The organism is Spirosoma utsteinense (assembly GCF_014282275.1).
GTDB lineage: Bacteria > Bacteroidota > Bacteroidia > Cytophagales > Spirosomataceae > Spirosoma > Spirosoma utsteinense.
This window is the reverse complement of sequence record NZ_VFIA01000026.1, coordinates 80,785-93,114: the sequence shown is the minus strand read 5'-3', so window position 1 is coordinate 93,114 and position 12,330 is coordinate 80,785. Positions and strand designations below refer to the sequence as shown.

At 52.4% G+C, this 12,330-nt stretch carries 9 protein-coding genes; 7 read left to right on the top strand and 2 right to left on the bottom strand.

Annotation, left to right across the window (positions count from 1 at the left end; genetic code table 11):
• Positions 1 to 597 precede the first annotated feature (597 nt).
• Entirely contained in the window at positions 598 to 906 is a 309-nt protein-coding gene (locus FH603_RS19160) for an ArsR/SmtB family transcription factor (RefSeq protein ID WP_186739307.1), read from the bottom strand.
• 621 nt (positions 907 to 1,527) lie between these two features.
• On the opposite strand from FH603_RS19160, the gene FH603_RS19155 reads away from it, so the two are divergent.
• Positions 1,528 to 3,426, top strand: coding sequence for a YgiQ family radical SAM protein (locus FH603_RS19155; RefSeq protein ID WP_186739306.1), 1,899 nt, complete (start codon positions 1,528 to 1,530; stop codon positions 3,424 to 3,426).
• Positions 3,427 to 3,450: 24 nt separating this feature from the next.
• Here FH603_RS19155 and FH603_RS19150 read toward each other — a convergent pair whose 3' ends face one another.
• The gene (locus tag FH603_RS19150; RefSeq protein ID WP_186739305.1) at positions 3,451 to 4,734 is read right to left on the bottom strand and encodes a Gfo/Idh/MocA family protein; all 1,284 of its coding nucleotides are present in this window, start codon (positions 4,732 to 4,734) and stop codon (positions 3,451 to 3,453) included.
• Positions 4,735 to 4,944: 210 nt separating this feature from the next.
• Here FH603_RS19150 and FH603_RS19145 point away from each other — a divergent pair, with 210 nt between their 5' ends.
• From FH603_RS19145 to FH603_RS19120, 6 genes are all read left to right on the top strand, one after another.
• Complete coding sequence (locus FH603_RS19145) at positions 4,945 to 5,850, top strand: acetylxylan esterase (protein ID WP_186739304.1); 906 nt, start codon at positions 4,945 to 4,947, stop codon at positions 5,848 to 5,850.
• 161 nt (positions 5,851 to 6,011) lie between these two features.
• A complete protein-coding gene (locus FH603_RS19140; RefSeq protein ID WP_186739303.1) occupies positions 6,012 to 6,833 on the top strand; it encodes a DUF1206 domain-containing protein in 822 nt (273 codons plus the stop codon).
• Between the two features lie 435 nt (positions 6,834 to 7,268).
• Positions 7,269 to 9,209 carry a KUP/HAK/KT family potassium transporter gene (locus tag FH603_RS19135; protein WP_186739302.1) on the top strand — a complete coding sequence of 647 codons (1,941 nt, stop codon included), beginning with the start codon at positions 7,269 to 7,271 and terminating at the stop codon, positions 9,207 to 9,209.
• A 76-nt stretch (positions 9,210 to 9,285) separates the two neighbouring features.
• Entirely contained in the window at positions 9,286 to 10,050 is a 765-nt protein-coding gene (locus FH603_RS19130; protein WP_186739301.1) for a cupin domain-containing protein, read from the top strand.
• A gap of 86 nt (positions 10,051 to 10,136) precedes the next feature.
• The gene (locus tag FH603_RS19125; protein ID WP_186739300.1) at positions 10,137 to 11,393 is read left to right on the top strand and encodes an MFS transporter; all 1,257 of its coding nucleotides are present in this window, start codon (positions 10,137 to 10,139) and stop codon (positions 11,391 to 11,393) included.
• 195 nt (positions 11,394 to 11,588) lie between these two features.
• Complete coding sequence (locus FH603_RS19120; protein ID WP_186739299.1) at positions 11,589 to 12,299, top strand: GIN domain-containing protein; 711 nt, start codon at positions 11,589 to 11,591, stop codon at positions 12,297 to 12,299.
• The last annotated feature ends 31 nt before the right edge of the window (positions 12,300 to 12,330 follow it).

Genomic DNA, 12,330 nt, shown 5'->3' with positions numbered 1-12,330 from the left:
ACGAACCCACAAGGTCACATTGTACGAATCAGCGATAGGAATCTGCGCGGGTTTATGGAACTTCTATTTAGTTAACTAGCTCATAGTCACCATCACAACAAGTCTAATATAATGAATTCCTTCACTATCAGAGTCCGTCACGAATGATTAAGTAAACAGAAAAGACGTTAATGCCAATCATGCCTATTTTACGGGCAATCCTGTAGGCATCGTAAGTAAGTATAAACGAAGAAAGGTAGCATAGATACATATGCGTACACTCGAAAGTATTTAGCAGGGAGCACGGCTCGCCAATCGAACTGCTGGCTTTTTCCTGAGTAGCTACAGACAGCACGCTAAAAATCATTCGTATCGCTGTGATTTTATTTTGTAATAGTCTGTAAATCAACATATTGTAATTGAAAAGGGGTGCTATCTGTTGATTGGGACGCGCCAACAAGCAGATAGCACCCTTTCTGTTGAAGAATAAAGGCTTGGATAGAATAAAGGTCAATTCTTGATTTCAATGTGGAACTATACACTAAGGGTTTTCTGGGTACTAACCTGACATTTGTAGCGCAATTGTTTCATCGTAGTACAGAAATTATTCGTTAGGGACTAATTCAATAGGCGACTTTTATCGATACACTGAATGATGTTCGCCACCGCATCATCCACTAAAAAGTAATAAATATTCTTACCACTACGCCTGATATCGAGAATACCTTTATCCCGCATATTTATTAGATGATGAGAGATGAGCGATTGTTCAGCATTCAAGTTCTTGTAAATGGATGATACATTCAGCTCCGTATTCTCGTTTAGCATTTGAATGATTTTGATGCGAAGCGGATGCGCTACTGCCTTTAATACATAGGCTGTTTTATCAAGACGCTTCTCATCAATCATTACATTGTTAGTAGTCATAGCTGATCAGATTTGAGGGTGATTTGTAAATTAAAGCTGCATTAAATAACGGGACAAATAATTGATTATCTGACTATATGTGGGAGCCAATTTATCTAAAGGGCCCTTATGTATCTGATAACTACATGAAATCTAATTGGTCACTCTAGTCTATCATTCATTCATATATGATAAATTTTTGTAGTACTATAAACTAGTACTAAGTAGCAAATAGTGCTTAGGATTTTTTTACAACTATAGAGTATATAGAAATGGTATACTAGTAACTTCATTACACGTGGCTATCAACCAGTTCAGCTTGTCGAACTTGTTGATTTTTTTTTTAGGCCTTCGCCTTAAAATTGATTGTTCCCCTTGCAACGGACAATTACCGATCCCTTCAACGGTAATTCATCGCTGGTTTCATCTGGCTTCCGGACGAGAGGGAGATAGGAGGAGACACGTATATACACTGAACCCAGTAAGAAATGAAAGGGTCTGGAACGGTGGCAGACGGCAGCTATAGCAGGGGTCAGTCAGGCAGCGGGACTACCCGAAAGTCAGGAACATACTATCTCGTAGCGTTCGGATTGAATTTTTTCGTAAATTCGATGTTTCCCAGACAGATAATTGCACACACTCATGATTGAAAGACCCCTCACAGACTGGTTGCCTCTGACGATGAAAGAAGTCGAAAAGAGAGGCTGGGATGAAATTGATATCATTCTCGTATCCGGGGACGCCTATGTAGACCATCCAGCCTTTGGAACTGCTGTGATTGGCCGTATCATGGAGAGTGAGGGGTTTCGGGTAGCCATCATTGCTCAGCCAAACTGGAAAGACGATCTGCGCGATTTCAAAAAGTTTGGGAAGCCCAAATACTTCTTTGGCGTTACCGCCGGTTGTATGGACTCGATGGTCAATCACTATACGGCCAATAAACGCCTGCGTTCCAACGACTCCTACACACCGGGTGGCGAAGCAGGGTTTCGGCCCGATTATGCAACAATTGTCTATTCCAATATTCTGAAGCAGATATATCCCGATGTGCCGGTGTTGCTGGGCGGTATCGAAGCGTCGTTGCGCCGGGTAACGCATTACGACTACTGGCAGGACAAACTACTACCGTCTGTCCTGGTCGATGCCGGTGCTGACATGCTGGTGTATGGCATGGGCGAACAACCCCTGCGTGAGATTTTGAAACTGGCGCAGAAGGGCGTTCCTTTCTCGTCGATGCGCAATATCAATCAGGTGGCGTTCATGCACGACGCCACTACCGAACTGCGCGAATATAACAACTGGAATACCGTTGAACTGGCAAGCCACGAAACCTGTCTGACCGACAAGATCAAATATGCGGCTAACTTCAAGATTGTTGAAGTTGAGTCCAATAAGTGGCAGGCCAACCGTATTACGCAGCAGGTAGGCGATCAGGTACTGGTGATCAATCCACCGTTCAAGACGATGGAAGAAGCCGAAATCGATAAATCGTTCGACCTGCCTTATACCCGGATGCCGCACCCGAAATACAAAAAGCGGGGCCCCATTCCGGCTTACGACATGATCAAGTTCTCGGTCAATATGCACCGGGGCTGTTTTGGCGGGTGTAGCTTCTGCACCATTTCGGCCCACCAGGGTAAGTTCATCGCTTCCCGGAGCGAAAAGTCGGTGTTGAAAGAAGTCGATGAGATTACGAAACACCCCGAATTCAAGGGCTACATTTCGGATTTGGGTGGACCGTCGGCCAATATGTATAAGATGAAAGGCAAAGACGAGTCGATCTGCGCCCGTTGCCAGAGTCCGAGCTGTATCCATCCGGTCATCTGTTCCAACCTCGACACCTCCCACAAGCCCATGACGGAGTTGTACCGTAAGGTCGACGCCAACCCGAAGATCAAAAAAGCATTCGTCGGCTCAGGGGTTCGGTACGATTTGCTGGTCGATGATTTTAACAAGAACAACGGCGACGGCAACCACGACGAGTACATGGAGCAGCTGGTGACGCGCCACGTGTCGGGTCGCCTGAAGGTCGCTCCCGAGCACACCGCCGATGATACGCTGCGGATCATGCGGAAGCCTTCGTTCAAGTATTTCAAGTTATTCAAAAAGAAATACGACCAGATTCAGGAAAAACACAACCTGAAGCAGCCACTCATTCCGTACTTTATCTCGTCGCATCCGGGCTGTGAGGAGCAGGATATGGCTAACCTGGCTGCCGAGACCAAGGACCTGGGCTTCCAGCTCGAACAGGTGCAGGATTTTACGCCTACACCCATGACGGTAGCCGAGGTCATCTACTACTCCGGCGTCCACCCGTATACGCTGAAACCTGTAAAGACGGCCAAAACGCGCGACGAGAAGCTGGCACAGAACCGCTATTTCTTCTGGTACAAGCCTGAGTACAAGGACTGGATTCGAAACCGGCTCGCCAAACTCAATCGCCCCGACCTGGCCGAACGGCTATTGGGTAGCGACAAGAAAGACAGCATGGGTAGCAAACCGGCCTACCCGGGCAAGTTTGTCGCGAAGAAAAGGCGCTAAAGGCCCGTTGCCCTTACCCGTTGGTCAAAGAAGATTCCATCCCTTGCGGTAGTCTCTCGACAGCAGGGCGTTGGCTTCTGCATTGTGCCGAAATTTCTCCTTTCGGGCATTCCACTCCAGGGGCTGGCCGAGCCGATAGGCGATGAGTCCCAGGTGCATCGGCAGCGTCATCTGACGAACATAAGCCAGGTTGGATTCGGGCTGTTTGCGCGATTTGACGGAGTCGATGAAGTTCTGCTGATGCCCGGGTGATCGGTCCAGGGTAATGGGCACTTCCGGAATATCCGTCATTGTAACCCCGTTGATGGTGATTTCGCGGGAGTCGTAGTCGCAAAGCAATGTTCCTTTGTCTCCTTCGAAAAAAGCGCCGATATGCCGTTTGTCAGCCCCCGGCACGTTCGGCGGGGTGCTGGTCCAGTGTAGATTCAGCCCCTCGAAGCCATAGTCGACATCAATCCATTTGGGCGCGTTGGCAATCCCCTCCGGGGCTTCGCCCCTGGCCTGGATTGTTTTGAGCCCTGTCGGGTTGATGGCCCACCAGACAATATCGGCGATGTGGCACCAGAAGTCCTGAAACACGCCACCCGAATAGTCGAGAAAGTACCGGAAGTTAACATGGCACCGCTCGGGCGTGTAGAGCGAGACGGGCGCCGGTCCCTGCCACATGTCCCAGTTGAGGGTTGCCGGGGGCGTCTGGTACGTTGCCGGGCCGAGCACAGGCGGAAAGCCGGTTTTCCAGAGCCGTACCGTGTTCACCTTACCAATGGCACCTGACTGGATAATCTCTACCACCCGGTGGTAATTGTCGGTCGCATGGATCTGGTTGCCTAACTGAAAGATGCGGTCATACCGATGGAGCGTTTTCAGCATTTGCTGGCCTTCGTGTACGCTGTAGGAAAGGGGTTTCTCGCCATACACATCCTTACCCGCCTGAAACGCCATGATGGCGATCTGGGCATGCCAGTGGTCCGGGGTGGCGCAGGTAATGGCATCGATATCGTTGCGGTCGAGTAGGTAGCGAAAGTCAGCGTAGGTTTTTGCAACCGTATTGGGCTGTAGCGTCTGCAACGTCGTCAACGCTTTGTTCAGATGTGTCTGATCTACATCACACAACCCCACAATTTCTACTTCCGGTAGTTTAGCGAACCAGTTCAGGTGGTTGGTGCCCATGCCGTTGAGGCCAATATGGGCAACGCGGACGCGGTCGCTGGGTGCCACCCTGCGTTTGAGGCTGGGGAACAGGGCAAGGCTGGCGGTTGCCACACTGCCTTGTTTCAGAAAGTCCCGACGATTGATCGTGTGTTGCATAATGGTTGGGCAGGCGTTAGGGAGTTGACAGGGAACGCCTTTAAAAGAGTACCTTGCCCTGCGTTTACTATACCCCCTGTCGGCAGGCCGACAGGGGCCGTCTTTATACCGAACGAAGGGGTAGCTGGCGAGTCCGTTTAAGAGCTGTCGGCTACATGGTACAGGAAGATTTTCGTAGACGAGACAAGTCATTGAACCTAAGCCCTGGGTATGAGCAAACAAGAACAGCGTCACCACTTATATGCGCTATTAGGCAAACTGCCGCCCCGTGACCGGCCTATGACCGTAGCCGTCGTATCCCGCCAGGAGACCGACGAACTCGTGATCGAAACCCTGCTGCTGGATATCAATGGGCGGGAGCGTGTGCCGGCTTATTTCACCCGACCTCGCCACCAAACAGGCCCTTTCCCAACTGTCTTGTTCAATCACTCCCACTTTGGTCAGTATGGTGTTGGGAAAGAAGAGTTCGTTCAGGGCCGACCGGAGATGCAAGCGCCACCGTATGCGCTGGCGCTGGGCCGGGCGGGCTATGCGGGGCTGTGTATCGATAGCTGGTGCTTCGGGCAGCGGCAGGCCAATGGAGAGGTCGACACGTTCAAGTACATGCTTTGGCACGGCCAGGTCCTGTGGGGTATGATGGTCTATGACAGCCTGCGTGCGCTGGATTACCTCCACACGCGGCCGGATGTCGATTCCCGGCGTCTGGCCACGATGGGCATGTCGATGGGCAGCACTATGGCCTGGTGGGTAGCCGCGCTGGATGAGCGCATCAGGGTGTGTGTCGATCTCTGCTGCCTGACCGATTATCAGGCGCTCATTGCGGCCCGGGGGCTGGGCTTACACGGCGTGTACTACTACGTGCCCGACTTGCTGACTCATTTTACCACGGCACAGATCAATGCGCTCATTTCGCCCCGGGCTCATTTAAGTGTAGCGGGACGGCTCGATCCATTGACCCCGGTTGTTGGACTGGCGCGTATCGATCAGCAGCTCCGGACGCAGTACGAACAGGACGGAAAGGCGGATGCCTGGCAATTACGGATGTATGAGACAGGCCATGAAGAGACAGCTGTCATGCGGGCCGACATACTGGATTTTTATAAACGTTGGCTGTGAATCCGCGATTACATATAGCCGGATGCGTGTAGTCTGGCCCGGTAACGCACTTTTATCGGTAAACTGCTGCCCCTGACAAACCGGAAGCTTATCGTGACGTTATATCTCCGGAAAGCGCTGCGCTCCCTTTCATCACAGGGACAAGGTAGTAATGGATAAATATGGTCGTTAGCGAGACAGTTAAGCAGAAATCTTTACAGAGTGTGGAATGGCTGGCCAAAGGGAGCTACATCGCCAAAGCCATTTTTTACGGAACCATAGCTGTATTCACGGTTCAGTTTGCATTTGGGGCACATGACGCGGACCCCAGCCGGAAAGAAGTTCTGGAGCAGTTAACGGGTAATCTACTGGGTAAGTTGCTGCTGGCGCTTATGGTGCTGGCGCTGGCCGGACATACCGTATGGCGGCTGTTCGAAACCTGGAATGACCCCTATAAAAAAGGGTTTGGCCTCATGGGATGGCTCTACCGGTTAAATTACCTGCTCAGCGCTATCACGTACGGTAGCCTGGGATTCTCAGCCGCCAAACTCCTGGCTGGCCAGCGTACCGGCCCCGACAACCAAAAACAAATATGGGTAGCCAGACTGCTTCAGCTGGACGGAGGTTCCTGGCTGATTGTCCTGGTAGGTTCTCTTTTCCTGCTGTGGGCGGGTTTGCAGCTGTATAAGGGTATCTCCGGCAAGGTCTACAAGAGTCTGGAGCTTGAGGGCGTTGGGCCCATAGCAAAAGGCTTTTTACGGATTTGTAGTTTCGCCGGCTTTTTAACGGTAGCAGGCACGCTGGCTGGTTCCGGCTGGTATCTGATCAAAGGAGCCTTGTCAGAAGATCCGGACTGGGTCAAGAATATGGACGATCTGATCAAAGGGCTTCAGCAACTGCCCTATGGCTGGTGGCTTCAACTCGGCGCAGGAGCCGGTTTTATGCTGATGGCCGTATTCATGGTAGCTATGTCGCGCTATTTTCCTCTGAAAGCAACTGAATAAAGGCCGGGTTTGCCTCACGGCTGCCATCGTAACTCCTTAACCGATAGCCCCAATGTGTTATAAAACGGCCCGACGAAGGTGTACCATCACCTGGGTCGGGCCTGACCATAACGATATAGCGAGTATTGAAATGGCTGCGACAAAGGTAGCGACTCGCGGGTAACGGTAATAGTGTCCTATCGAAACTTTAGTGAATTGCCTCCCTTAAGGCTTGTCCTGAGCGGGTGCATCGTTGCTTAAGATCGACCAGACAGCAGGTGCCTGTTGGCCAGGAACAGACGCGTTTGATTATGGGCTAGTTGATCGCTTCCTGGTCAAATTAAGATATGATCAAAAATTTTAATGTGGCACCAGGCTATCAAGTCAGGGGGTAATTTTACCTGAACTTTGAGTGGAGTCGGGTTATGGATGAACCCGATGGATTGAAACGTTTCAATGGAAGATAAACGACAACTTGATACAGTGAAGGCCGCTGGCCTGTTAGTAGCCTTAGGAATTATATACGGTGATATTGGCACGTCTCCCTTATACACACTCAGAGCAATCATCGATGACCGGGTTGTTGAGGCCAGTCTCATCAAAGGGGCCCTTTCCTGTGTTTTCTGGACGCTAACCCTACAGACCTCTGTTAAATACGTTTTCCTGATTCTGCGGGCCGACAACCGGGGTGAAGGAGGAATTTTCGCGTTGTATGCCCTCATCCGACGCCATGCCCGCTGGCTTACCGTACCGGCCATCATTGGCGGGAGCGCCCTGCTGGCCGACGGCATCATTACCCCCCCGATATCGGTCTCGTCGGCTATCGAAGGCTTAGCGCTTGTTTATCCCGACATACCCACGGTACCTATTGTCATCGCCATCCTGACGGGTCTGTTTCTGGTTCAGGCGTTCGGTACGAGTGCGGTTGGTACGGCTTTCGGCCCCATCATGCTTGTCTGGTTCAGTATGCTGGCCGTATTGGGGCTGGTGCAGTTGATTCAGGCCCCTTCGGTACTGGCTGCGCTGAATCCGTACTATGCCTACTGGCTGCTGACGGAGTATCCGGGTGGTTTCTGGTTATTGGGCTCCGTCTTTCTGTGTACCACCGGTGCCGAAGCCCTCTATTCAGATATGGGCCACTGCGGCCGGGCCAACATCCGGGTTAGCTGGGTATTTGTCAAGATCTGCCTGCTGCTGAACTACTTTGGTCAGGGGGCCTGGCTGCTGTCGATCGATGGCCAGACGCTGGGCGAGCGTATTCCCTTCTATGAACTGATGCCAGACTGGTTTCTAACGGTTGGTATCGGTATCGCTACGGCGGCAACGGTCATTGCCAGCCAGGCGCTCATCACGGGCTCGTTTACACTCATCAGTGAGGCTATCCGACTCAACTTCTGGCCTAAAGTCCAGCTCCGGTACCCGTCGATGCAGAAAGGTCAGTTGTTTGTACCCAGCGTTAATTTACTGCTCTGGGCGGGCTGCGTAGGGGTCGTGCTGTACTTTCAGGAGTCGAAAAACATGGAAGCTGCCTACGGCCTGGCCATTACGCTGACCATGCTGATGACGACACTCCTTATGACATACTTTCTGTACAGCCATCGATATAGCCCGTGGTGGGTGCTCTTGTTTATTGTGGTTTACCTATCGCTCGAAGGGTCATTTCTGATCGCTAACCTGATCAAATTTCCGCATGGCGGCTGGGTATCCGTGCTCATGGGACTCATCATTGCCGGCGTTATGTTTATCTGGCTGCAGGCCTTCAAGATCAAGCTGCGTCTGGCCGAGTACGTCCGGATCGATCAGTATCTGGAAGCCATCAAAGAGCTGAGCCGCGACATCAGTATGCCCAAATATGCCACGCACCTGGTATTCATGAGCAACGCAGGTCGCCAGTCTGAAATAGAATCCAAGATTATTTATTCCATTTTTCAAAAGCGGCCCAAACGTGCTGATATTTACTGGTTCGTCCACGTCGATACGACCGATGACCCCTATACGATGGAGTACAAGGTGAATACGCTGGCAGCGGACGACTGCTATAAGGTAACGTTCCGGCTGGGGTTCCGGGTAGAGCAGCGGATCAACCTGTTCTTCCGCAAAGTGATTGAAGACATGGTGCGGAACAAGGAAGTGGATATCACCAGCCGCTACGAATCGCTGAACCGTCAAAACGTGATCGGCGACTTTCGCTTTGTGGTGCTTGAAAAATTCCTTTCCTTCGAAAATGACCTGTCGATTTATGAGCGCTTTATCATGAACGTCTATTTCTCCGTCAAAAAATTCACCACCCCTGAGGCTCGCTGGTTCGGGCTGGACAGCAGCTCAGTGAAGATCGAGAAAGTACCGCTGGTGATCCGACCGGCGGAGAACGTTAAACTGAAGCGGATTACGAGTTAGCAGGAAGGGCAGCGGTTGATGGGTTCCGGCAATTAGTTGTAGTTTAGGGCTCCATTGCTAACGTTCTGTCGTTTCTATGAGACCTCTTTTGCTTTTCTGGTTACTGACGGTAACGGTTCCGATCGCTTACGGACAGAGTATTGCGTCAAAAGTATACTCCTGGAGCCAGGTGCCGGTTGTCAGGCAGACCGGATATGAAGAACGAACCCTGCTGGACGGCACCACGACCGATTTAGCCAACTTAACCGTTCAGGCGGTAACACTCCCGGCCAATCAGCCCGCTCAGTCTTCCCAACAGCTCGACGAGGAAACATTGCTGATTATCAGGACCGGCAAACTGACGCTTACGCTTGGGGAGAAGACAAAAACCCTGGGGCCGGGCAGCGTTGCGGTGATCATGCCGGGTGACGCGCACCGGCTGGAAAATAAATCGAAGGAACCGCTTACCTATTACCTGATGCGGTACACCTCCAACGACATGCCGGATTTAGACCTGTACCGGTTGGCGGGCGGCTCCTTCTGGGTCGACTGGAACGAGGTGCCCTATACGCCCCATGACAAGGGTGGTATCCGGCGAATGTTCGATTGCGCTACGGTGATGACCAAACGGGCCGAGATGCACGTGACAACGCTTAACCCGGGCTTATGGAGTCATCTGCCCCATACCCACCGGGCCGCCGAACTGCTGTTCATGATCGAGAATACCGCTCACGAACAGATCGGGGGGGTACTGCAGCGGGCAGAAGCCGGGGATCTGATTTTCCTGGAAGCCAACGTGCCCCACGCGATTCAAAACAGTAGTCAGGGTACCTGTACCTATATCGCGTTTCAGTTTGAATAATCGACACCAGCCCTGTTGACTCTAGTGGCTCATTCATTACCCCGCGCAGCAGGTAGCGGGAGGACACAACAAAAAGAAAGTTAACAATGGGGGAAACACTAGCCAAATCCCGGTGGTATCGGCTGATACCAATTGCGTTTGTCACCTATAGCCTGGCTTATCTGGACCGGGCGAACTTCGGCTTCGGGGCCGCCAGTGGTATGGCGACCGATCTGCGGATCACCCCCACGATGACCTCGTTACTGGGCTCGCTGTTCTTTCTGGGTTACTTCTTTTTTCAGGTGCCGGGGGCCATCTATGCCGAGAATCGAAGCGCCAAGAAACTCATATTCTGGTCGTTGATTCTCTGGGGTGGGCTGGCCGTGGCAACCGGTGTTGTCAGCAACGTGAACGCCTTGATCGCTATCCGCTTTATGCTTGGCGTTGTCGAGAGCGCGGTCATGCCCTCGATGCTGCTTTTCCTGAGCCGCTGGTTTACCAAAGCCGAGCGGTCGCGGGCCAACACATTTCTGATTCTCGGTAACCCGGCAACCATCCTCTGGATGTCGGTACTGTCCGGTTACTTGATCAAAGCGGTAGGCTGGCGCTGGATGTTCATCCTGGAAGGGCTGCCCGCCATTATCTGGGCTTTCTTCTGGTGGCGGCTCGTTGCCGACAAACCCAGGGATGCCAACTGGCTGACGGAGGCCGAAAAGCAGGCCGTGGAGAACCGACTCCATCAGGAACAGCAGGGAATCAAACCCGTCAAAAATTACGCCGAGGCTTTTAAGTCCCGGCTGGTCATTCTGCTGGGACTTCAATATGCCTTATGGAGTATTGGTGTGTACGGCTTCGTTATGTGGCTCCCGTCCATTCTGAATGCTGCGCCCAACATGAACATTGTAAAAACCGGCTGGCTGTCGTCGGTGCCTTACCTGCTGGCCATCGTCGCTATGTTGAGTGCCTCTCATTTCTCAGACAAGACCCTAAACCGGAAACTATTTGTCTGGCCCTTTCTGCTGGTTGGGGCGTTGGCTTTCTACGGTTCGTACCTGATTGGCACCAGTAATTTCTGGTTATCATTCACCCTGCTGGTCATTGCCGGAGGGGCCATGTATGCGCCTTATGGACCTTTCTTTGCCATCATTCCCGAGATGATGCCTAAAAATGTGGCCGGGGGCGCTATGGCGCTGATCAACAGCCTGGGCGCGCTGGGCTCGTTCGCCGGCTCCTACATCGTTGGCTACCTGAACGGCTCGACGGGCGGTTTTGGGGCCTCTTACGTGTTCATGGCCGGTTCTTTATTGCTGGCCGCGCTCATTACGATGATAGCGGTCAAAACCCCCGACCCCGTCGCTGTCTAAGCAGGCCAATCCCGGCTGTCAACCGGCTAATTGGGGAACAGAACGAACAGGAGCTGAAACAAGTCGGTATTTTTTTGCAGCGTGTAGGGGTAAACCGCGAACTGGCTGTCATGAATAGGACAAGGCACAATTAGCTGGGGTAATTACCCGCTCATAGCCTGCCCTGGTCCCATGACTAACGCTAAAAGCAAGAGTATGAAACGCATCCTACGCTACCAAATCAGTTGTATTATTGTCCTGCTACTGAGCCTGAGCGCCTGCATCCGGGAAGATGTTGGCCCCTATCAGCCAGATCAACAAACCTACGCGCTGGCGGGCTTCGACCGGCTCGACATGGGCAGTGCTTTCTCAATAACGGTACAGTCCGGCCCGGCGTTTGCCATCGTGGCCGAAGGCGACCGTCGGAATCTGGACGATCTCGACGTGTATACCCGCAACGGCACGTTGTTTGCCGAATACCGTACTAACCGCAGCCGGAAGCACCAAACCTCCTTTCTGATTACGATGCCAACCTTGCGGGGCGTAGCTTTCTCGGGAGCCAGCCAGTCGACAATTACCGGCTTCCCGGATCTCAGCAACCTGGCCATCGACCTGTCGGGTGCGTCTAAAAGCCAGTTCTCCGGTGGCGCTTCCCGTATGACCGTTCAACTTTCAGGGGCTTCCGTGCTACAGGTAAATGGAGATGGCGCGTACCTGTCGGCCGACCTGTCGGGGGCGTCGTCTCTACAGGCATTTTCATATCCGGTTGCTGAAGCGGATGTGACGGCATCGGGGGCCAGTAAAGCCAACGTCAGTGTGGGCAGTTCGCTGGTCGTTAACGCCAGTGGGGCCAGTACCATCCGGTACCGGGGCACACCAGCGGTCCGGCAGCGCGTCAGCGGAGCCAGCACCGTTAAAAGCGAGTAAGGATCGATTCAGGGCAGAGGGTATTGATCGA

Excerpts from the sequence above, each read along its gene's own strand:
- FH603_RS19125 (WP_186739300.1), top strand. The coding sequence starts at position 10,137 with ATGGGGGAAACACTAGCCAAATCCCGGTGGTATCGGCTGATACCAATT.
- FH603_RS19150 (WP_186739305.1), bottom strand. The coding sequence starts at position 4,734 with ATGCAACACACGATCAATCGTCGGGACTTTCTGAAACAAGGCAGTGTG.
- FH603_RS19145 (WP_186739304.1), top strand. The coding sequence starts at position 4,945 with ATGAGCAAACAAGAACAGCGTCACCACTTATATGCGCTATTAGGCAAA.
- FH603_RS19155 (WP_186739306.1), top strand. The coding sequence starts at position 1,528 with ATGATTGAAAGACCCCTCACAGACTGGTTGCCTCTGACGATGAAAGAA.
- FH603_RS19160 (WP_186739307.1), bottom strand. The coding sequence starts at position 906 with ATGACTACTAACAATGTAATGATTGATGAGAAGCGTCTTGATAAAACA.
- FH603_RS19135 (WP_186739302.1), top strand. The coding sequence starts at position 7,269 with ATGGAAGATAAACGACAACTTGATACAGTGAAGGCCGCTGGCCTGTTA.
- FH603_RS19120 (WP_186739299.1), top strand. The coding sequence starts at position 11,589 with ATGAAACGCATCCTACGCTACCAAATCAGTTGTATTATTGTCCTGCTA.
- FH603_RS19130 (WP_186739301.1), top strand. The coding sequence starts at position 9,286 with ATGAGACCTCTTTTGCTTTTCTGGTTACTGACGGTAACGGTTCCGATC.
- FH603_RS19140 (WP_186739303.1), top strand. The coding sequence starts at position 6,012 with ATGGTCGTTAGCGAGACAGTTAAGCAGAAATCTTTACAGAGTGTGGAA.